Annotated in this window: 20 protein-coding genes; 10 read left to right on the top strand and 10 right to left on the bottom strand. The window is 60.2% G+C overall.

Annotation, left to right across the window (positions count from 1 at the left end):
- The first annotated feature begins 19 nt into the window (after positions 1 to 19).
- From otsB to J2T09_RS20330, 3 genes are read left to right on the top strand one after another with little or no spacing between them, the layout of a single operon-like run.
- On the top strand, positions 20 to 829 hold the full coding sequence (otsB, locus tag J2T09_RS20340) for a trehalose-phosphatase (RefSeq protein WP_306837833.1): 810 nt from the start codon (positions 20 to 22) through the stop codon (positions 827 to 829).
- Positions 830 to 861: 32 nt separating this feature from the next.
- Positions 862 to 2241, top strand: coding sequence for an alpha,alpha-trehalose-phosphate synthase (UDP-forming) (gene otsA / locus J2T09_RS20335; RefSeq protein WP_306837832.1), 1380 nt, complete (start codon positions 862 to 864; stop codon positions 2239 to 2241).
- Positions 2242 to 2289: 48 nt separating this feature from the next.
- The gene (locus J2T09_RS20330) at positions 2290 to 2880 is read left to right on the top strand and encodes an IMPACT family protein (protein ID WP_306837831.1); all 591 of its coding nucleotides are present in this window, start codon (positions 2290 to 2292) and stop codon (positions 2878 to 2880) included.
- Between the two features lie 3 nt (positions 2881 to 2883).
- Here J2T09_RS20330 and J2T09_RS20325 read toward each other — a convergent pair whose 3' ends face one another.
- Positions 2884 to 4464: a peptide chain release factor 3 gene (locus J2T09_RS20325; protein ID WP_306837830.1), complete on the bottom strand. Its 1581-nt coding sequence runs from the start codon at positions 4462 to 4464 to the stop codon at positions 2884 to 2886.
- A gap of 97 nt (positions 4465 to 4561) precedes the next feature.
- On the opposite strand from J2T09_RS20325, the gene dut reads away from it, so the two are divergent.
- From dut to cysK, 3 genes are all read left to right on the top strand, one after another.
- Positions 4562 to 5032 carry a dUTP diphosphatase gene (gene dut, locus J2T09_RS20320; RefSeq protein ID WP_306837829.1) on the top strand — a complete coding sequence of 157 codons (471 nt, stop codon included), beginning with the start codon at positions 4562 to 4564 and terminating at the stop codon, positions 5030 to 5032.
- A complete protein-coding gene (locus J2T09_RS20315) occupies positions 5032 to 5940 on the top strand; it encodes a GNAT family N-acetyltransferase (RefSeq protein WP_306837828.1) in 909 nt (302 codons plus the stop codon). Before dut ends, J2T09_RS20315 begins: the two co-directional genes overlap by 1 nt.
- Positions 5941 to 6165: 225 nt before the next feature.
- The gene (gene cysK / locus J2T09_RS20310) at positions 6166 to 7131 is read left to right on the top strand and encodes a cysteine synthase A (RefSeq protein WP_306837827.1); all 966 of its coding nucleotides are present in this window, start codon (positions 6166 to 6168) and stop codon (positions 7129 to 7131) included.
- Between the two features lie 55 nt (positions 7132 to 7186).
- Here the strand turns inward: cysK and J2T09_RS20305 are convergent, their stop codons facing one another.
- The 9 genes from J2T09_RS20305 to rsmI form a co-directional block, all read right to left on the bottom strand.
- Positions 7187 to 8722 (bottom strand): YifB family Mg chelatase-like AAA ATPase, encoded by a 1536-nt coding sequence (locus J2T09_RS20305; RefSeq protein WP_306837826.1) that lies wholly within the window; start codon positions 8720 to 8722, stop codon positions 7187 to 7189.
- Between the two features lie 234 nt (positions 8723 to 8956).
- On the bottom strand, positions 8957 to 9910 hold the full coding sequence (gene gshB, locus J2T09_RS20300; protein WP_306837825.1) for a glutathione synthase: 954 nt from the start codon (positions 9908 to 9910) through the stop codon (positions 8957 to 8959).
- A gap of 85 nt (positions 9911 to 9995) precedes the next feature.
- Positions 9996 to 10499, bottom strand: a complete 504-nt coding sequence (locus J2T09_RS20295) for a cupin domain-containing protein (protein WP_306837824.1) — start codon at positions 10497 to 10499, stop codon at positions 9996 to 9998.
- Positions 10500 to 10605: 106 nt separating this feature from the next.
- On the bottom strand, positions 10606 to 11709 hold the full coding sequence (locus J2T09_RS20290; protein WP_306837823.1) for a sn-glycerol-3-phosphate import ATP-binding protein UgpC: 1104 nt from the start codon (positions 11707 to 11709) through the stop codon (positions 10606 to 10608).
- Between the two features lies 1 nt (position 11710).
- Positions 11711 to 12559, bottom strand: coding sequence for a sn-glycerol-3-phosphate ABC transporter permease UgpE (ugpE, locus tag J2T09_RS20285; RefSeq protein ID WP_306837822.1), 849 nt, complete (start codon positions 12557 to 12559; stop codon positions 11711 to 11713).
- A 9-nt stretch (positions 12560 to 12568) separates the two neighbouring features.
- The gene (gene ugpA, locus J2T09_RS20280) at positions 12569 to 13453 is read right to left on the bottom strand and encodes a sn-glycerol-3-phosphate ABC transporter permease UgpA (RefSeq protein WP_306837936.1); all 885 of its coding nucleotides are present in this window, start codon (positions 13451 to 13453) and stop codon (positions 12569 to 12571) included.
- 100 nt (positions 13454 to 13553) lie between these two features.
- The gene (ugpB, locus tag J2T09_RS20275) at positions 13554 to 14867 is read right to left on the bottom strand and encodes a sn-glycerol-3-phosphate ABC transporter substrate-binding protein UgpB (RefSeq protein ID WP_306837934.1); all 1314 of its coding nucleotides are present in this window, start codon (positions 14865 to 14867) and stop codon (positions 13554 to 13556) included.
- A 130-nt stretch (positions 14868 to 14997) separates the two neighbouring features.
- Positions 14998 to 15378 carry a YraN family protein gene (locus J2T09_RS20270; RefSeq protein WP_306837821.1) on the bottom strand — a complete coding sequence of 127 codons (381 nt, stop codon included), beginning with the start codon at positions 15376 to 15378 and terminating at the stop codon, positions 14998 to 15000.
- A complete protein-coding gene (gene rsmI, locus J2T09_RS20265) occupies positions 15353 to 16288 on the bottom strand; it encodes a 16S rRNA (cytidine(1402)-2'-O)-methyltransferase (protein WP_306837820.1) in 936 nt (311 codons plus the stop codon). Before rsmI ends, J2T09_RS20270 begins: the two co-directional genes overlap by 26 nt.
- Positions 16289 to 16538: 250 nt before the next feature.
- Between rsmI and dnaN the strand changes: the two genes are divergently transcribed.
- The 4 genes from dnaN (at position 16539) to pyrF (ending at position 19665) form a co-directional block, all read left to right on the top strand.
- Entirely contained in the window at positions 16539 to 17657 is a 1119-nt protein-coding gene (gene dnaN, locus J2T09_RS20260) for a DNA polymerase III subunit beta (RefSeq protein WP_306837819.1), read from the top strand.
- A gap of 125 nt (positions 17658 to 17782) precedes the next feature.
- The gene (gene pmtA / locus J2T09_RS20255; protein WP_306837818.1) at positions 17783 to 18376 is read left to right on the top strand and encodes a phospholipid N-methyltransferase PmtA; all 594 of its coding nucleotides are present in this window, start codon (positions 17783 to 17785) and stop codon (positions 18374 to 18376) included.
- Positions 18377 to 18381: 5 nt separating this feature from the next.
- Positions 18382 to 18969, top strand: coding sequence for a histidine phosphatase family protein (locus tag J2T09_RS20250; RefSeq protein ID WP_306837817.1), 588 nt, complete (start codon positions 18382 to 18384; stop codon positions 18967 to 18969).
- 3 nt (positions 18970 to 18972) lie between these two features.
- Positions 18973 to 19665 (top strand): orotidine-5'-phosphate decarboxylase, encoded by a 693-nt coding sequence (pyrF, locus tag J2T09_RS20245; RefSeq protein WP_306837816.1) that lies wholly within the window; start codon positions 18973 to 18975, stop codon positions 19663 to 19665.
- The last annotated feature ends 23 nt before the right edge of the window (positions 19666 to 19688 follow it).

The raw sequence follows: 19688 nt of genomic DNA, 5'->3' as shown, positions 1-19688 counted from the left end.
CGGACCTAGTTATCACCGCATGTCTCAGCAAGCAAAAACTCGTGAAGCCACGCAGGATGGCGGTCTTTCACCGTCTTCTTCCGGCGTATGCGATCTTCTTGGCGACTTCGACCGGTTCGCCGTTTTTTTCGATATCGATGGCACGTTGATCGATCTGGCCGCCACGCCTGACGGCATTGTCGTGCCGCCGGAACTGCCGTCCAACCTCGCGGCCGTCTCGCAGAAATTCGGCGGCGGCCTGGCATTGGTGACGGGCCGTGCCCTCCCCTACGCCGACAGGCTTTTTGAACCGCACCGCTTTCCGATTGCCGGCCTGCATGGCGCGGAGCAGCGTATGGCCAGCGGCACGGTGGACCGCATCACGGTGACACCGGAATTCGAAGCGCTGAAGGCGGAAATCGCATCCAATGCGGCCGGATGGGATGGCGTTCTGATCGAGGACAAGGGTGCTGCCGTCGGTGCGCATTATCGTCAGGCGCCGGAGCGGCAGGCCGAACTGGATGCGCTGATGGAAAACGCAGCGAAGAAGGCTGGCAGCGAATTTTCCCTGCAGCGCGGCAAGATGGTGATCGAGCTGCGCCCTGCCCGCGCCAGCAAGGGTGAGGCCGTGAAGCGTTTTCTGAATGAGGCACCCTTTGCCGGACGTCTGCCGATTACCGTGGGCGACGACCTGACCGACGAGGCAATGTTTCGCGCCGCCAACGAACTCGGCGGGCATTCCATCCGCATCGGCGACAAGACCCTTCCCGACGGCAGCACCACCGCTGCCACCCTGCTGCTTTCGTCCGCACAGGAGCTTCGCGACATTCTGGCCAGCCTCGCTCGCTGACCCATCCGCTGATATTTTGAAAGGAATTTGCCTTGAGCCGCCTTGTGGTCGTTTCGAACCGCGTCACCATTCCGAAAAAGGCGGGTGACGCGCCTGCCGGAGGCCTTGCCGTTGCATTGCAGGCAGCGCTGGAGGAACGCGGCGGCATCTGGATGGGCTGGTCCGGCAATTCCAGCGGTGACCGCGAACCGGAAAAGCTCGACATCATCGAGCGCGGCAACATCACCTATGCGCTGACCGACCTGACCGATACCGATGTCGAGGAATATTACCACGGTTTTGCCAACCGGGTGCTTTGGCCGATCTGTCATTACCGGCTGGATCTGGCGGAATATGCCCGCAAGGAAATGGCCGGTTATTTTCGCGTCAACCGCTTCTTCGCCCACAAGCTGGCGCCGCTCCTGAAAGAAGACGACATCATCTGGGTGCATGATTATCACCTGATCCCGCTCGCCGCCGAACTGCGCCAGATGGGCTTTAAAAACAAGATCGGTTTCTTCCTGCATATTCCATGGCCACCGGCCGACGTGCTGTTTGCCATGCCGGTACATGAGCAGATCATGCGCGGGCTTTCGCAATACGACCTTGTCGGTTTTCACACCGATTTCGATCTCGACAATTTTGGCGGCGGGCTGGTGCGCGAAGGTATCGGCGAGCGCATGGAAGGCGGCCGAAAATTTTCGACCTATGGCCGCACCTTCAAGGGCGGCGCTTACCCGATCTCCATCGAGACCAAGGCTTTTGCCGAATACGCCGTCAAGGCATCGCGCAATGCCATGGTAAAAAAGGCCAAGGACAGCATCGAGGGCCGCGACCTGATCATCGGCGTCGACCGGCTGGATTACTCCAAGGGCATTACCCAACGCATCGACGCGTTCGAACAGTTCGTGAAACTGAACCCGGCCTATCAGAACAAGGTGACCTATCTTCAGGTCACGCCGAAATCGCGCTCGGAAGTGCCGGAATACGAACAGATGCAGCGCACCGTGGCGGAACAGGCGGGCCGCGTGAACGGAGCACTCGGCACGGTCGACTGGGTGCCGATCCGTTACGTCAACCGCTCGGTGGCGCGGCCGCTGCTGGCGGGTCTTTACCGGCTTGCCAAGATCGGCCTCGTGACACCGCTGCGAGACGGCATGAACCTCGTTGCTAAGGAATATGTGGCGGCACAGGACCCGGAGGATCCCGGCGTTCTGGTGCTGTCGCGTTTTGCCGGTGCGGCCCGCGAATTGAAGGGCGCACTGTTGGTGAACCCCTATGATATCGAAGGCACGGCGCATGCCATAGCACGCGGCCTCAGCATGTCGCTGGAAGAGCGCAAGCAGCGCTGGAGCGAGATGATGGACCATCTCCTCGAATACGACATCAATCGCTGGTGCGACGACTTTTTGAAAGACCTGACGACGGATTGAACCGGCCCGCCACTTCCCTCGGTGAAAGCGCGCCGCTAAAGCTCGGACATGTTCCAGCTCGCGCAAGCCGTCACATTCGAACAGGTCATCAAGAATAGTCGCTTTGCGGCCATCGCTCTCCCCGTTTCCAACGAGGAGGAGGTGAAGGCCGCACTGGCTGAACACGGCTTTTCCGATGCCAACCACAATTGCTGGGCTTGGCGGATAGGCTCGACCTATCGTTTTTCCGATGATGGAGAACCGAGTGGCACGGCGGGCAAACCGATCCTTGCTGCAATCGATGGGCAATCGCTGGATCAGGTTCTGGTGATCGTCACCCGCTGGTTCGGCGGCATTCTTTTGGGCAGTGGCGGGCTGGTGCGCGCTTATGGCGGCACGGCGGCGGCCTGTTTGCGTGCGGCATCGCTGGTGGAGGTGAAACCCACCGTTCAGGGCGTTGTGGGGATCGAGTTTTCCGATCTGGCCCGCGTGAAAGCAAAACTTCTGGCAATCACGGATCTCGGGATTGCGGAAGAACAGTTTACCGCGACAGGCGCCGATCTTGTTCTGCGGATACCGGAGGCGGAGACCGAAACCGTTTCACGGCTGATCTCCGACCTTACCAGCGGGCGTGCCGAGCTGAAGCTCGACGAGGCTTGAAAGTCACGCCGCCTTGGCGACGTGATATTCCTTGATGGCAGCCATCTTGATGGCCGGGTAACGCTCGGATTCATACCGCAGCGAGAAACTATCCTGCGCCAGAAACACCGGATCGCCATCGAGATCGCGGGCGATATCGCCGCGCTTGACGGTGACGAATTTTTCGAGCTCCGCTTTGTCGTCGCACGACACCCAGCGGCAGACGGAGAAACGCGACATTTCGAACGAGACCGGCAGCGAATATTCGGCCGACAGACGTTCTTTCAAGACATCCAGCTGCAGCGCGCCGACAACGCCGACGATGGCCGGCGAACCGTCTTCCGGCGAAAACAGCTGCACGACGCCTTCCTCGGCCATCTGCTGCAGGGCTTCCTTGAGCTTCTTCGCCTTCATCGCATCTTCGAGACGCACGCGACGCAGAATTTCCGGCGAGAAGTTCGGAACGCCCTGGAAAACCAGGTTTTCACCCTCGGTCAGCGTATCGCCGATACGCAGCGTGCCGTGGTTCGGGATGCCGACAACGTCACCGGCAAAAGCGGTGTCTGCGATATGACGCTGCGAGGCGAAGAAGAACTGCGGCGCGGTGAGGCCGAGTTGCTTGCCGGTGCGGGCCAGACGCGCCTTCATACCGCGCTCCAGCTTGCCGGAGCAGATGCGTGCAAAGGCGATACGGTCGCGGTGGTTCGGATCCATGTTGGCCTGGATCTTGAAGACGAAGGCGGTCATCTTTTCTTCGGCCGCGTGCACCGTGCGGATATCCGCCACCTGATCGCGCGGCGGCGGAGCAAAATCGGCCAATGCGTTGATGAGATCGCGCACACCGAAATTGCGCAGCGCCGAGCCGAAAAAGACCGGCGTCATATGGCCTTCGAGGAAAGCCTGCCTGTCGAAAGGACGGCAAGCCTCACGTGCCAGTTCGACTTCATCCACGAAGGCAGCGCGTTCGTTTTCCGGCAGACGATCCGCGACGGCCTGCGGGCCGTTGACGGTCACGGCCTCTTCGCTGTCTGGACCGCGCACCTTGTTTTCAGCCAGCTGATAGGATCCGCAGAAACTTTTCGAGCGGCCGATGGGCCAGGTGACCGGGGCGGTATCCAGCGCCAGCTTTTCTTCCACCTCATCGAGGATCTCGAAGATGTCGCGGCTTTCGCGGTCCATCTTGTTGATGAAGGTGATGATCGGAATGTCGCGCATGCGGCAGACTTCGAACAGCTTTAGCGTCCGCGGCTCGATACCCTTGGCGGCGTCGATGACCATGATCGCCGCATCGACAGCCGTCAGCGTGCGATAGGTGTCATCGGCAAAGTCTTCGTGGCCGGGCGTATCGAGAATGTTGAAGACCTTGTCGGCATATTCGAAGGTCATCACCGAGGTAACGACCGAAATGCCGCGCTCGCGTTCGATCTTCATCCAGTCGGAACGCGTCTGGATACGATCCTTCTTGGCCTTGACCTCACCGGCGAGCTGAATGGCGCCGCCGAACAGCAGCAGCTTTTCGGTGAGCGTGGTCTTGCCGGCATCCGGGTGGGCGATGATCGCAAAAGTGCGGCGGCGGGAAACCGCCTCTGCCAATGTTTCGGCCATTTTTGTCAAATCCTTTGAGTTGCCGCCTTCTAGCGACTTAGTGGATAACTTTCAATTCGTGTTTGACCCCGGCAGTTGCCGTCCGCCTAATAGGAGGATGAATATTCACGCTCCCTCCTCGCCCGAACTGAAACTCCTCCGCCTGCCGCATGGCAACGGACTGGAACTTCCTTCCTACGAAACATCCGGCGCCGCCGGCATGGACCTGCGCGCAGCCGTTGCCGAAGACGATGCCATCACGCTTGCACCGGGCAAGCGGACGCTGGTGCCGACCGGTTTCGTGTTCGAGATCCCGAACGGCTTTGAAGCGCAGATCCGTCCGCGCTCCGGCCTTGCCCTCAAGAACGGCATTACCTGCCTCAACTCGCCCGGCACGATCGACAGCGATTACCGCGGTGAAGTGAAGGTCATTCTGGCCAATCTCGGCGACGAGGATTTTGTCATCACCCGCGGCATGCGCATTGCGCAGGTGATCATCGCGCCGGTGACGCAGGTGCGCGTGACCGAGATTTCCGAAACGACCGAGACCGCCCGCGGCGCCGGCGGCTTCGGTTCGACCGGCGTATAATGACCGGCCGCGCGGCTGGCCTTCAGGCTGATAGCCTGACATTCCGGCAATACGACCTCGATGATGCTGCCCGCCGGGCAGCACTGGCCGCGCTTCTCCACGATATTTTCGGCATCGACATTACCCCGCTCGACCATCTGGGCGGGCATGATGCCAGCAGCATGGCCTTCGGCTGGTTCGATGATGACGACCGGCTGATTGCCAATCTTTCCGCCTTCACCCTGCCGATGATGATCAATGGTCGGCCCGTGCGCGCCGCGGGCCTGCAATCCGGCGCGGTGCGGCCGGAATTTCGCGGACGCGGCCTGTTTCGCGATGTGACGGAAAAGGCCTTGGCCTGGTGTGATGCGCAGGCTTTCGAGGCTGCGTTGCTCTATACGGAAAAACCGAAGCTTTACGAAAAGCACGGTTTTGTGGTTCTGCCGCAAGCCCGGTTTCTGGCAGAAATGCCGGCAATTGGTGGCGCAGCCCCCTCTGTCCGTCGACTTGATCTCCACCAGCCCGACGACCTTGCCCTGACACGAAAGATGCTGGCGACGAGAGCGCCCGCCTCCAACCAGTTTGCCGTGGCGCGGCAGAGCGAGATGTTTCTCCTCAATGCCTGGCTGTCAGACGACGTCCGGCTCGATTACCTTGAAAAGCTGGATACGATCATCGCCTGGCGCTTCAACCGCGAAAGCATGTTCGAACTGCTCGACGTCGTGACACATGACATGCCGGCACTCGGCGATATCCTGTCCGCGATGGGCCGGACGCCGAGCCGTGTGGTGGTCGATTTCGTGCCCGACCGTCTCGGATGCGGCGTGACGACTATGGCGGACGAGGCCCCGCTGGTCCTGATGATGCGCGGCCCTGACACTCTCCGCCCGGATGGGCCGATCCGCCTGCCGGAACTGGCGCATTTCTGATTGTCGGAAACGGATATCCGCGGCCGGCCGAACGGTCACGAGGTGGGCGCCAGCGGGTCAAGTTGCTGTTTATCAACACGCCTAGACATGACGAACGATTTAACCCGAAACTACGGAAAAACGGAGATTTTTTCTCTCCGCAACGAAAGGTTTCGTCGGACTGTTCTCGCATAGGTCGGCAAGAACACCTATTTTCCTCGTCACACGCCTGAACGGAGAAAGACAATGTCCGACAAGAAGCCCGGCCGCGGCCGCATCTATTCCTCCATCACCGATACGATCGGCGATACGCCGCTGGTGCGTCTCGACAAACTGGCGCGTGAAAAGGGTGTGAAGGCCAATATTCTGGCCAAGCTGGAATTTTTCAATCCGATCGCCTCGGTCAAGGATCGTATCGGCGTTGCCATGCTGGAAGCGGCGGAAGCGGACGGCCGTATCGCACCGGGCAAAACGACGCTGATCGAGCCCACCTCCGGCAATACCGGCATTGCGCTCGCCTTTGCCGCCGCCGCCAAGGGCTATCGGCTGATCCTCACCATGCCGGAGACGATGTCGATCGAGCGCCGCAAGATGCTGGCGCTTCTCGGCGCCGAACTGGTGCTGACCGAAGGCGCCAAGGGCATGAAGGGCGCCATTGCCAAGGCCGAGGAACTGGCCGCATCGACGCCGGATGCCATCATTCCGCAACAGTTCGAAAACCCGGCCAACCCGGAAATCCACCGCAAGACCACGGCGGAAGAGATCTGGAACGACACCGATGGCAAGGTCGATATTTTTGTGGCGGGCATCGGCACCGGCGGCACGATTACCGGCGTAGGTCAGGTGCTGAAGGCGCGCAAGCCCGACGTCAAGGTCATCGCCGTCGAGCCGAAGGAATCGCCGGTGCTTTCCGGTGGCGAACCCGGCCCGCACAAGATCCAGGGCATTGGCGCAGGCTTTGCGCCAAAAATCCTCGACACCGAAATCTATGACGAGATCGTCACCATCACCAGCGCCGACGCGCTGGAAACCGCCCGCCATGTGGCTCGGCTGGAAGGCGTTCCGGTCGGCATCTCTTCCGGCGCTGCGCTGAAAGCCGCGATCGAGATCGGCAGCCGCCCGGAAAATGCCGGCAAAAATATCGTGGTGATCATTCCGTCCTTTGCCGAGCGGTATCTTTCGACGGCACTTTTCGAAGGGCTTGGCGGCTGACGCTACCTTTTCTCTAGCCGGGCTGCTCTAATAGCCCGGCGATTTTCTGAGATTTTTAAGCCACTGCCGACGCCATCCTTTCTCCCGCCATCCGGTAGGAAATGGCCTCGGCCAGATGGATGCGGCCGACCGTTTCCTTGTCATCGAGATCGGCGAGCGTTCGGGCAACCTTCAATACACGATGATACCCGCGGGCTGAAAATTTCAGTTTTTCCGCAGCGTCCCGCAGCAATTGCAGGCCCGCCTGATCCGGCGCGGCAAAGGTTTCGATCATCGATGTCGAGCAGCGGGCATTGGTGGTGATGCCGCCCTGCCCCGCCTCCTCGAAACGAGCCTGCTGGCGGGCACGGGCGCGAGCGACACGACGGGCGACATCGGCGCTGCTTTCGGCTGCCACGGGGCGGATGAGATCGACAGCCGAGACAGCCGGTACATCGATGCGGATATCGATACGGTCCATCAGCGGGCCGGAAATGCGCGCCTGATAATCGGCGGCACAACGCGGTCCGCGCGCGCAGGTATGGCCGGGTTCGCCCGCCATGCCGCAGCGACACGGGTTCATGGCGGCAACCAGCTGAATGCCGGCGGGATAGGTGACACGGTGATTGGCGCGAGCGATCACGCATTCGGCCGTTTCCAGCGGCTGGCGCAGCGCATCCAGAACCTGCGGAGAGAATTCGGGGAACTCGTCGAGAAACAGCACGCCGTGATGAGCGAGCGACGCCTCTCCAGGCTTGGCCCGCAGTCCGCCACCGATAAGGGCTGCCATGGTGGCGGAATGATGCGGCGCCCGATAGGGTCGGCGATCCGACAGCTTTCCGCCGGACAACTGGCCTGCAATCGAATGGATCATCGACACTTCCAGAAGCTCCGGTGCCGTCAATGGTGGCAGGATGGAGGGAAGGCGCGCGGCAAGCATGGATTTGCCGGAACCGGGCGGGCCGATCATCAAGAGGTTATGCCCCCCGGCAGCCGCCACTTCCAGCGCCCGCTTGGCGCTTTCCTGACCCTTGATATCGGCAAGGTCCGGCAGATCCGTTGCGGGTGCACGAATGGCCGGCTGCGGGCGTGACAGGACCTGCGTGCCACGAAAATGATTGGCGAGCGCGATCAGGCTACGGGGTGCGAGAATATCGATCTCGTTGCCCGCCCAAGCGGCTTCGGCACCGCTGTCCGCCGGGCAGATCAGGCCCTTTCCCAAGCCATTGGCACCGATGGCCGCCGGCAAGGCACCCGCGACGGGTGCCAGCGTGCCATCGAGATTGAGTTCACCGAGAACGACATAACCGGACAGCGCATCGGCCGGGATGGCGCCGAGCACCGCCATCAGCCCGAGCGCAATCGGCAGGTCGAAATGAGACCCTTCCTTTGGCAAATCGGCCGGCGCCAGATTGATGGTGATCTTTTTGGCCGGCAAGGCGAGGCCAGAGGCATGCAGGGCCGCCTGCACACGTTCGCGACTTTCGGCCACCGCCTTGTCCGGCAGGCCGACGATATGCATGTTGATCTTGCCCGGCCCGATCATGACCTGCACATCGACCGGAACTCCCTCTATGCCCTGAAATGCAACCGTACCGACACGCGCCACCATGACCATTGCCCCCAATACGCCGGTGCGAGGCCGACACACGCCGAGCACGACCCCGGATTGCAATCAAGCACAGAAGCTCACGCAAAACAAGAACGATTAGAGAACGATTTCCCTCATAGCGTTTATTTCGATTGAAGCAGGTTGCAACCGCGGAACAAAGGCTAAAAAGGACAGGAACGAACGTGAACGGCCCGCCTCTTGCGAAGCAGGCCGTTCATCAGGTTCCGTGATGGATCAGGCGCCGCGCTTGGCCTCGATCGCATCCCACAGAAGGCTTGCGACATCGGCGCCGCCGAATTTCTTCACCTCACGGATACCGGTCGGCGAGGTGACGTTGATCTCGGTCATGTAATCGCCGATCACATCGATGCCGACGAAGAGGAAACCGCGCTCGCGCAGCGCCGGGCCGATGCGGGCGCATATTTCGCGCTCACGTGCCGTCAGTTCGGTCGGTTCGGCGCGGCCGCCGACATGCATGTTGGAGCGGCTGTCGGTTTCGGCCGGCACGCGGTTGATGGCGCCAACGGGTTCGCCGTCGACCAGCAGGATGCGCTTGTCGCCCTTGCGCACCTCTTTCAGGTAACCTTGAGCGATATAGGGCTCGCCGCGATACATCTGGGAAAACATTTCCAGCAGCGAGGTGAAATTGCGGTCATCACGAGCCGAGTGGAACACACCGGCGCCGCCATTACCGTAAAGCGGCTTGAGGATGATATCGCCCAGTTCCTGCCGGAATGCGGCAATCTCTTCCGGATCGCGCGAAATCAGCGTCGGCGGCATCAGGTCCGCAAACTCGGTGACAAAGATCTTTTCCGGCGAGTTGCGCACCCATGCCGGATCGTTGACAACAAGCGTCTTCGGATGAATGCGCTCAAGCAGATGCGTGGAGGTGATGTAGCCCATGTCGAAGGGCGGATCCTGGCGCAGGTGGACGACATCGATTGTCGACAGGTCGACACGTTCTTTTTCCCCGAGCGTATAATGATCGCCCTTGACGTCGCGCAGCTGCATCGGCTCCACGGCGGCAAAGATGCGGCCGTCGCGCATGGTCAGCCGGTCGGGCGTGTAGTGAAACACCTGATAGCCGCGCGTCTGGGCTTCCAGCGCCATGGCAAAGGTTGAATCACCGGCAATGTTGATGCCGGAAACATGATCCATCTGGAACGCGACTGTCTTGATCTTTGCCATAAGCCACCCTTTGAAAATGCCCGCCTGATGTAGGACGGCAGGCGCGGGATGGCAACTGCTTCGGCAGCCTTATCGTTACGCCTTTTCAGGCGGCGAGGCCGTCCTTGCGCTTCGGCCCGAATTTGGCCCATGCCCGATAGGCATAGGAGAACAGCATGGGCATCGGCTTGCGGACGAAGGCGATCTTCTTCACGTAATTGTCGATGTGCCAGGTGGCCCATGTACCGCCACGAAAATACCCGACATCACCCGCCTTCAGCGTGCGTTCGCTGCCGTCTTCGGCGGTCACATGCACTTCGCCTTCGAGAATGACGACGGTTTCATCCCAGCCGAAAAACCAGCGGAATGTGCCGGCCGTGCAATCCCAGACGGCGGTCGAGGCGAATTTGTCGGCGGATTGGGAATGCGCACAAACACGCGCCTGCGGATTGCCGGCGATAATCCAGCTTGGCTCGACCGGTGCTGGCTTCATGTCCGCCGTTGCGGAACTTGCGCCGACAAAGGCAGGAAGCGTTTCTCCATGTGGCGAAACGCGACTGGAGCGAATGCCGACCGCTGCGGCAGCGATTGCGATGTAATGCAAAGCCATGTCCCGTCCCCCGGATAACCAACCGGGAAAGACGATAGTTCAAATGGGTAAGAGGACGATTTCAGCAATACCTAAAATTGCTCGAACCGCCCTCATTCCGTGACAGTCAGGCGACCGGAGCCGGACTGGATGCGGCCGCGGCCCTTGCCGCTTCATTCGCACTGACGATACGCTTGCCATCGTCGGCGGAGAAGAAATGCAGCCTGGCTGGATCAACCGCGATGCGCATCGTGCCCGAAATCTCGGATTCGCCCGACAGCGCGATCGTCAAAGCCTGATCGCCGACCAGACCATGGACCAAGCGCTGCGAGCCCAGCTCCTCGACATATTCGACCACGAAGGGCATGCCCTCCTCACCCGAAACAACGCGCAGGTCTTCGGCGCGAATGCCGACGGTGACGGTACCGGATGCCGGCGCATAACCATTCAGCGAGATCATGGCCGGGCCGATGGCGAGCCTGTCGCCCTGGCACTCGGCCTTGACGAGGTTCATGGCCGGGGAGCCGATGAAGCTGGCGACAAAGGTGGAAGCCGGCGTGTGATAGACATCGAGCGGCGAACCGACCTGTTCGATCTGGCCACCATTGAGCACGACCAGACGATCGGCCAGCGTCATCGCTTCCAGCTGGTCGTGCGTGACATAGATCGAGGTGGTGCCGAGACGGCGCTGCAGACGCTTGATCTCGCCGCGCATCGAGACGCGCAGCTTGGCATCGAGGTTGGAAAGCGGTTCGTCGAACAGGAAGACCGAAGGCTTGCGCACGATGGCGCGCCCCATGGCGACACGCTGGCGCTGGCCGCCGGAAAGCGCACGCGGCTTGCGATCCAGATACTGGGTGATTTCCAGCATGCGTGCTGCTTCGGTGACGCGCGCGTCGATCTCCGCCTTCGGCGTCTTGCGGTTCTTCAGCCCGTATTCGAGGTTTTGACGCACCGTCATATGCGGGTAGAGCGCATAGTTCTGGAACACCATGGCGATATCGCGATCGGCCGGTTCGACCCGGTTGACCACGCGCGAACCGATTTTCACCTGACCTTCGGAGATTGTCTCCAGACCTGCGAGCATGCGCAGAAGCGTGGATTTTCCGCATCCGGACGGGCCAACCAGAACGATGAACTCACCGTCCTTGATCTCGAGGTTGATGTCGGTGACAGCCCGAACGCCGCCGGTATAGATCTTTCCGACTTTTTCGACGTCGATGGATGCCATTTTACTTCTCCGTTTCTGTCAGACCGCGGATGAACAACCGCTGCATGAAAATGACGATCAGGATGGGGGGCAGCATGGCCAGAACCGAGCCCGCCATCACGTAATTCCAGGCGATCACGCCGTCCTGCGCGGTGACCATGCGCTTCATGCCCATCATCAGCGTGTAATAACCGGTGTCGGTGGTCACCAGCATCGGCCAGAGATACTGCACCCAGCCATAGATGAAGAGAATGACGCAGAGCGCGCCGATATTGGTGCGCGACAGCGGCAGCAGGATATCCCAGAAAAATTTCATTGCGCCTGCGCCATCCACACGAGCCGCTTCCAGGATTTCATCCGGCACGGTCATGAAGAACTGGCGGAACAGGAAGGTGGCCGTGGCGGATGCGATCAGCGGGATGGTGAGACCGGCCCAGGAATTCAGCATGCCGAGATCGGCGACGATCTTGTAGGTCGGCATGATGCGCACCTCGACCGGTAGCATCAGCGTCACGAAGATGATCCAGAAAGCCAGCACCCGGAAGGGGAAGCGGAAATAGACGATCGCGAAGGCCGACATGATCGAAATGACGATCTTTCCGACCGTGATGACGATGGCCATGATCAACGAATTGAGCGCCATGTGCGAATAGTTCGGCAGGCCATGGGCGGCCGAGACATTGGTCAGGATAGCCGAATAATTCTCGATGAAATGCGATCCCGGCAGCATCGGCACGGCGCCCGTCAGAAGCGTCGGCAGGTCATGCGTGGAGGCCACGAAGGCCACGTAGACAGGAAATGCCACGACCACGAAACCGAAGATCAGGAAGGCATGGGTGAGAAAGGTCAGGAAAGGGCGGTTTTCAACCATGGTCGATCCTCAATATTGAACGCGGCGTTCGACATAGCGAAACTGCACGAAGGTCAGAACCATGACGATCAGCATCAGCAGCACCGATTGGGCGGAAGACGATCCGAGATTCAGGCCAAGAAAGCCATCCTGATAGACCTTGTAGACCATGATGTTTGTTGACTGGGCCGGGCCACCATTGGTGGTCGCATCGACGATCGGAAACGTGTCGAACATGGCGTAGTTCACGTTGATGATGAACAGGAAGAATGTCGTCGGCGAAAGCAGCGGCAGGGCGATGGTGAAGAAGCGCTTCACGGGTCCGGCGCCATCGATCGCTCCCGCTTCCATCAGCGCATGCGGCACCGATTGCAGACCGGCAAGGAAGAACAGGAAATTGTAGGAAACCTGCTTCCATGCGGCAGCGATGATGATGAGGATCATCGCATGCGTGCCGTTGAGGTCATGGTTCCAGTTGATGCCGAACTGCGACAGGAAGAACGGAAGAATGCCCGTTGAGGTGTTGAACAGGAAGAACCAGAGCACGCCGGCAATGACCGGGGCGACAGCATAAGGCCACACGAGCAGCGTCGTGTAGATGCGCGAGGTGCGCGTCAGGCGATCGACGGCGGCGGCAAAGGCAAGGCCGAGCCCCATGGACAGAAGCGTGACGGCGACGGCGAAAACACCGGTGCGCAAGAGACTGTCGAGATAGCTCGGATCGGCGAAAAGCCGCTTGTAATGGGTCAGGCCGACAAAGACCGTCGAGAAACCGAACGGGTCCTCGCGCTCGACGGAGGATTTTACCGCCTGCGCGGCCGGCCAGATGAAGAACACCAGGGTGATGATCAGCTGTGGCGCCAGAAGAAGGTAAGGCAGCAGCTTGTTGTTGAATGTCGTTCGTTTGGTATCCATCATGTCCGTCCGCCGTTGCTGCATCGCCAGGTTGCGATGCCCTGCAAACAAGGAAAGGACCGGCAGCAGCCGATCCTTTCCCTCATTTCAAAGCCAATGATCAGTTAGCGGCCTGGAATTCGCGCAGGATCGTGTTGCCACGCTCGACGGCAGCGTCGAGAGCCTGCTTAGCATCCTTCTGGCCAGACAAGAGCGACTGGAACTCCTCGTCCACGACAGTGCGGACCTGGGCAAAGTTGCCGAAGCGAACGCCCTTGGAGTTGGCAGACGGCGTGCCACGCAGGATCTGCTTGATCGAGACGTCCGAACCCGGGTTCTTTTCATAATAACCCTGGCTCTGACCAAGCTCATAGGCAGCGTTGGTGATCGGCAGGTAACCGGTGAACTGGTGCCAGTCAGCCTGCACTTCCGGCTTCGACAGATAGGAGAAGAACTTTGCAACGCCCTTGTAGGTCGCGTCGTCCTTGCCATTCAGGACCCAGAGGGTTGCGCCGCCGATGATGGAGTTTTTCGGCTCCTTGGTTTCATCGTCGTAATAAGGCAGCGGAGCGAAGCCCGGGGTAAAGTTCTTGGCGTTGTTGATGACGCCGGCGCGACCGGCCGATGAGTTCATGGTGATGGCGCATTCCTGCGCGTAGAACATGGTGGCTGCCTGATCGCCGCCAACCGGACCGCCATACTTGAAGAGGCCTTCGTCCTGCCACTTCTTCAGGTTGGCCCAATGCTTGACCTGCAGGTCGCCGTTAAATTCGAACTTGGTGTCGAAGCCGCCAAAACCGTTTTCGAGCGAGCCGAACGGCTTGTCGTGGATGGCCGAGAGGTTTTCGGTCTGAACCCAGGTGATCCAGGCGGAGGTGAAACCGCACTTGGCAGCGCCGGACGTGACGATCTTCTTGGAGAACTCCTCAACTTCCTTCCAGGTCTTCGGAGCGACTTCCGGATCAAGGCCAGCCTTCTTGAAGACGTCCTTGTTGTAATACATGATCGGGGTCGAGGAGTTGAAAGGCAGCGACAGGATGTTGCCTTCGGTGTCGGAATAGTAGCCGGTGACCGGTGCAAGGAACGACTTGGTGTCGAAAGCTTCGCCCTGATCAGCCATCAGCTTGTAGACCGGGTAAACGGCGCCCTTGGCGGCCATCATCGTGCCGGTGCCGACTTCGAAAACCTGAACGATGGCCGGCTGCTGCTTGGCGCGGAATGCAGCAATCGCTGCATTGAGGGTTTCCGGGTAGGTGCCTTTGTAGGTCGGAACGACCTTGTATTCGGACTGGCTTTCGTTGAACTTCTGGGCAACTTCCTCGAGCTTCTTGCCGAGCTCGCCACCCATGGCGTGCCACCAGGTGACTTCGGTCGCGGCAAGCGACGTGGTTGCAGACAAAGCGACTGCCGCAGCAGCCAGAACAAGCTTCTTCATCATGGGATAAGACCCCTCTCCACCAGTTAATGTCGAGGGAGGGATAGTGGCCTTGTGTGACGGCAAAGCTACAGATTTATGACAGAACGATTACAAGGCCTTAAGCCATTTGCACAGCATTGCAATTGCGTCAGAAAGCATCCTGAAAATGCTTGGGAAAACGGCCCGGAAGCGCCGCGACGACATCGTAGCGAAGTGTCAAAAGATGCGCATCACGCCTGCGTGAGAGCCATTGATCGGAAGCGGAGCGGATACGGTTTTGCGTTTCGAAACCGACAGCATCAATCGCAAGGCGCTCTTCCCGCCGCGCCTTGACCTCGACAAAGGCGACAAGATCGCGCTTGCGGACAATGAGATCGATCTCGCCGACTTTGGTTTTGTAGCGCAGGGCAAGGATGCGATAGCCCTTCAGCAACAGATAGGCCGCCGCCAGATATTCGGACCAGTGGCCCCGGCGTTCGGCGCGACGGCGTTTTTGCCGCCGATCAGCTTTCTGGCTGGCCGGGGTCATCTTCTCCCTTTAGAGCAATGAGGCGCTGATACAGATCCTTTTTCGACAGGCCGGTGAGGCGCGCCGCTTCGGCTGCCGCCTTCGACGTCTGCATGGTGGATGCCAGTTCGCGCAACAGCACATCGACTTCGACGGCACCCGGCACATCATCATAATCCGGCGGGCCGACGACGAGGACGATCTCGCCCTTCACCGTGATGTCATCGCCATTATAATGGTCGGCCAATTCACCCAGCGTGCCGCGCCGGAATTCCTCATAGGTTTTTGTGAGTTCGCGGCAGACGCAGGCTTCACGTTCCCGGCCCAGCACATCCGCCGCCGAGGCGAGCGTTGCCGCGATACGGTGCGGGCTTTCGAAAAAGATCAGCGTCGACGGAATCTTGGAGAGTTCCGCCAGGCGGTCACGGCGACCTTTCTCCTTTACCGGCAAAAAGCCGGCAAACAGGAATGCGTCGGACGGCTGGCCGGAACCGACCAGCGCGGCAAGCGGCGCGGAAGCGCCGGGAATGGGCACGACACGGAAACCGGCTGATATCGCCAACTGGCCGAGACGATAACCGGGATCGGAAACCAGCGGCGTGCCGGCATCAGACACCAGCGCCACCGATTTTCCGCCTTCCAGCGCCGCCAGAAGCTTTGGCCCGACCTCATCGGCATTGTGTTCGTGATAGGCATACGGCTTGTTGACGATGCCGAAACGGTCGAGCAGGACGCGGGTGACGCGGGTATCCTCGCAGGCAAGCACATCGGCACCGGACAGCGTTTCCAGCGCGCGCAGGGTGATATCACCGAGATTGCCGATCGGCGTTGCGACAAGATAGAGCGCAGGCTCCAGCGGCCGGGCCGGCACAAATGTATTTGCGACCCGGTAACCGCGCATTGCCGTCTTCGTCTCTTCCGTCACTGACATTCTCGCTTTCATGCTGCCTTTTCGCCTTTATGGGCGAGGTGTTGTGGTTCGGCAAGCCGCTGCGACCACCGGTTTTCTGTGCGCATCATCGAGTACGACGCTGAAATGGTACAGCCGCAGGCAGTCCCCCTCTTGCGCTTGCGAACAAAACTCTGCCATTTTGCCCGTCCACATCCATCCGCCTCATGGGCGGACGACAATAACATACGGCCCGGTCTCCGGTCCGGCACGGTCGAAAGCGATAGCGTCCATGCGTATTACTCTTGAGCGGTCCAACCTTCTGAAGTCGCTGAACCACGTTCACCGCGTGGTCGAGCGCCGGAACACGATCCCGATCCTGTCGAACGTGCTGATGCGCGCATCCGGCGCCAACCTCGAACTCAAGGCAACCGACCTCGATCTCGAAATCACCGAGAGCGTTCCGGCCATGGTCGAGCAGGCCGGTGCCACGACCGTGCCAGCGCACCTGCTTTACGAAATCGTCCGCAAGCTGCCGGATGGTTCCGAAGTGATGCTGGCAACGACGCCGGATGGCGGTTCGATGACAGTGCAGTCCGGCCGTTCGAAATTCTCGCTGCAGTGCCTGCCGGAATCCGATTTCCCGGATCTCACCGCCGGCACGTTCAGCCATACCTTCAAACTGAAGGCGACCGATCTGAAGATGCTGATCGAGCGCACGCAGTTCGCCATTTCGACCGAAGAAACCCGTTATTACCTCAACGGCATCTTCTTCCACACGATCGAAGCCGGCGGCGCGCTGAAACTGCGTGCCGTTGCGACCGACGGTCATCGTCTGGCCCGCGCCGACGTGGAAGCACCGTCGGGTTCGGAAGGCATGCCGGGCATCATCATCCCGCGCAAGACCGTCGGCGAGTTGCAGAAGCTGGTCGACAATCCGGAACTCATCGTCACGGTCGAACTGTCGGATGCAAAGATCCGCCTGACGATCGGCGAGATCCTGATGACCTCGAAGCTGATCGACGGCACGTTCCCGGATTACCAGCGCGTCATCCCGACCGGCAACGACAAGGAAATGCGTGTCGATTGCCAAAGCTTTACCCGCGCCGTCGACCGCGTCTCGACCATCTCGTCGGAACGTGGCCGCGCCGTAAAACTGGCGATCTCCGAAGGCCAGTTGACGCTCACCGTCAACAACCCGGATTCGGGCAGCGCCACGGAAGAAGTCGCTGTCGGTTATGAAAACGACGCGATGGAAATCGGTTTCAACGCGAAATACCTCTTGGACATCACCGCCCAGCTTTCCGGCGACGATGCCATCTTCATGCTGGCCGATGCCGGTTCTCCCACACTGGTGCGCGATACGGCGGGCGATGACGCCCTTTATGTCCTGATGCCAATGCGCGTCTAGGAATGAACAAGGCGGTCAGCGATGACCGCCTTTTTTTGTCGCGTTTTCCAGGAGCGACATTCTGCCTTGTTTTGGCGACATTTAGGCCCACATAAAACGCTGATAAACAGTGAGGAGACTGACGGATGGAATTGCGCTTGAAGGAACGGCTCGGCCGCAAGTTTGACGAGGAAATCCGTTTCTTCAAAGGCTGGATGGATGGCCCGAAAAGCGTCGGCGCAATCTGCCCGACCTCCTCCGTCACCGCCAAGCGCATGGCGAGCGTCATCAACCCTTCGTCCGGCCTGCCGGTTCTCGAACTCGGCCCGGGCACCGGCGTCATCACCAAGGCGATCCTTGAGCGCGGCGTGGCACCCGAAAATCTGGTCTCCATCGAATTCTCGACCGACTTCTACCAGAGCCTGATCAAGACTTATGAAGGCGTTCACTTCATCAACGGCGACGCCTTCGATCTCAACAAGACGCTCGGCGACAAGAATGGCGTGATCTTCGACAGCGTCATCTCCGCTATTCCGCTCCTGAGCTTTCCGATGGAGCGCCGCATCGCGCTGATCGAGGATCTTCTCAACCGCATGCCGGCAGGCAGGCCCGTCATCCAGATCACTTACGGGCCGATTTCGCCTGTCATCGCCAAGCCGAGCAGCTACAAGATCAAACATTTCGATTTTGTCGTTCGCAATATCCCGCCGGCCCAGCTCTGGGTTTACACACGCGGCTGACGCGTATGGATTTTGCGCTTTATATCACCCACCCGCAGGTGCGGATCGATCCGGCCGTCCCGGTGCCGCAATGGGGCCTTTCGGATATCGGGCGGGCACGGGCCGAACAGGCCGCCAGCTCCATTTGGGCAAAGCAACTGGGGCGGATCGTTTGCAGCGACGAGACCAAGGCGATCGAGACGGCTGAGATATTGGCCGCCGCCGCTGACATCCCTGTCACGATCGCCCCCGACACCCACGAGAACGACCGTTCGGCGACAGGCTTTCTGACCCCGCCGGAATTCGAAAAGGCGGCAGATTGGTTCTTTGCCAATCCGCAGGACAGTTTCCACGGTTGGGAACGGGCCGTAGATGCCCAAGCGCGCATCGTATCGGCCGTTGAGCGCATTCTTTCCGACCATGACCCCGAGATGCCGATCGCCTTCGTCGGCCATGGCGGTGTCGGCACGCTTCTGAAATGCCATCTGGCGGGCAAACCGATTTCCCGCGATAGCGACCAGCCGGGCGGCGGCGGCAATCTCTTCTGCTTTGATCTTGCGAACCGGGCCATCTCATGCGACTGGACCCCTATCGATATCTGGCAGGGAGTTTAGACCATGAGCGCACGTGACCGACTGATCGTAGGCCTGGACATTCCCACCATTGCCGAGGCTGAGGCGATGGTTTCAACGCTCGGCGACAGCGTTTCCTTCTACAAGATCGGCCACCAGCTGGCCTTTATCGGCGGCCTGGAACTGGCCCGCGATCTTGCGAAAGAAGGCAAGAAAGTCTTTCTCGACATGAAGCTGCTCGACATCGACAACACGGTGGCGAAAGGCGTCGAGGCCATTGCCGGCATGGGCATGACCATGTTGACGCTGCATGCATACCCCAAGGCGATGCGCGCCGCCGTGGAAGCCGCCAAGGGCTCCGGCCTCTGCCTGCTCGGCGTGACCGTACTGACCTCGATGGATGCGGCCGATCTCACGGAAGCAGGCTACGCTCACAGCCCCCAAGAACTGGTGCGGATCCGCGCGGCACAGGCACGCGAGGCCGGCATGGGCGGCATTGTCTGTTCGGCAGAGGAATCCGCTATCGTGCGCGAGATTGTCGGATCGGACATGGCAATCGTCACGCCGGGCATTCGCCCCAAAGGCGCCGATGCCGGCGACCAGAAACGTGTCGTCACACCTTATGATGCGCTGAAGGCAGGCTCGACCCACCTCGTGGTCGCTCGCCCGATCGTCAAGGCGGCGGAACCAAAACTGGCGGCAGAGGCCATTTTGCAGGAAATGAGCGAAGCGCTCTAAGCGCAATATCGGGGGAGGAGGAC

The organism is Neorhizobium huautlense, assembly GCF_030811685.1.
GTDB lineage: Bacteria > Pseudomonadota > Alphaproteobacteria > Rhizobiales > Rhizobiaceae > Neorhizobium > Neorhizobium huautlense_A.
Note: the sequence above shows the minus strand (reverse complement) of the source record. Positions and strands in the feature narration are given on the sequence as shown.

Bases quoted from the DNA above. Each gene is read 5' to 3' on its own strand.
- otsB (WP_306837833.1), top strand. From the start codon at position 20: ATGTCTCAGCAAGCAAAAACTCGTGAAGCCACGCAGGATGGCGGTCTT.
- J2T09_RS20330 (WP_306837831.1), top strand. From the start codon at position 2,290: ATGTTCCAGCTCGCGCAAGCCGTCACATTCGAACAGGTCATCAAGAAT.
- J2T09_RS20325 (WP_306837830.1), bottom strand. From the start codon at position 4,464: ATGGCCGAAACATTGGCAGAGGCGGTTTCCCGCCGCCGCACTTTTGCG.
- dut (WP_306837829.1), top strand. From the start codon at position 4,562: ATGAATATTCACGCTCCCTCCTCGCCCGAACTGAAACTCCTCCGCCTG.
- J2T09_RS20315 (WP_306837828.1), top strand. From the start codon at position 5,032: ATGACCGGCCGCGCGGCTGGCCTTCAGGCTGATAGCCTGACATTCCGG.
- cysK (WP_306837827.1), top strand. From the start codon at position 6,166: ATGTCCGACAAGAAGCCCGGCCGCGGCCGCATCTATTCCTCCATCACC.
- J2T09_RS20305 (WP_306837826.1), bottom strand. From the start codon at position 8,722: ATGGTGGCGCGTGTCGGTACGGTTGCATTTCAGGGCATAGAGGGAGTT.
- gshB (WP_306837825.1), bottom strand. From the start codon at position 9,910: ATGGCAAAGATCAAGACAGTCGCGTTCCAGATGGATCATGTTTCCGGC.
- J2T09_RS20295 (WP_306837824.1), bottom strand. From the start codon at position 10,499: ATGGCTTTGCATTACATCGCAATCGCTGCCGCAGCGGTCGGCATTCGC.
- J2T09_RS20290 (WP_306837823.1), bottom strand. From the start codon at position 11,709: ATGGCATCCATCGACGTCGAAAAAGTCGGAAAGATCTATACCGGCGGC.
- ugpE (WP_306837822.1), bottom strand. From the start codon at position 12,559: ATGGTTGAAAACCGCCCTTTCCTGACCTTTCTCACCCATGCCTTCCTG.
- ugpA (WP_306837936.1), bottom strand. From the start codon at position 13,453: ATGGATACCAAACGAACGACATTCAACAACAAGCTGCTGCCTTACCTT.
- ugpB (WP_306837934.1), bottom strand. From the start codon at position 14,867: ATGAAGAAGCTTGTTCTGGCTGCTGCGGCAGTCGCTTTGTCTGCAACC.
- J2T09_RS20270 (WP_306837821.1), bottom strand. From the start codon at position 15,378: ATGACCCCGGCCAGCCAGAAAGCTGATCGGCGGCAAAAACGCCGTCGC.
- rsmI (WP_306837820.1), bottom strand. From the start codon at position 16,288: ATGTCAGTGACGGAAGAGACGAAGACGGCAATGCGCGGTTACCGGGTC.
- dnaN (WP_306837819.1), top strand. From the start codon at position 16,539: ATGCGTATTACTCTTGAGCGGTCCAACCTTCTGAAGTCGCTGAACCAC.
- pmtA (WP_306837818.1), top strand. From the start codon at position 17,783: ATGGAATTGCGCTTGAAGGAACGGCTCGGCCGCAAGTTTGACGAGGAA.
- J2T09_RS20250 (WP_306837817.1), top strand. From the start codon at position 18,382: ATGGATTTTGCGCTTTATATCACCCACCCGCAGGTGCGGATCGATCCG.
- pyrF (WP_306837816.1), top strand. From the start codon at position 18,973: ATGAGCGCACGTGACCGACTGATCGTAGGCCTGGACATTCCCACCATT.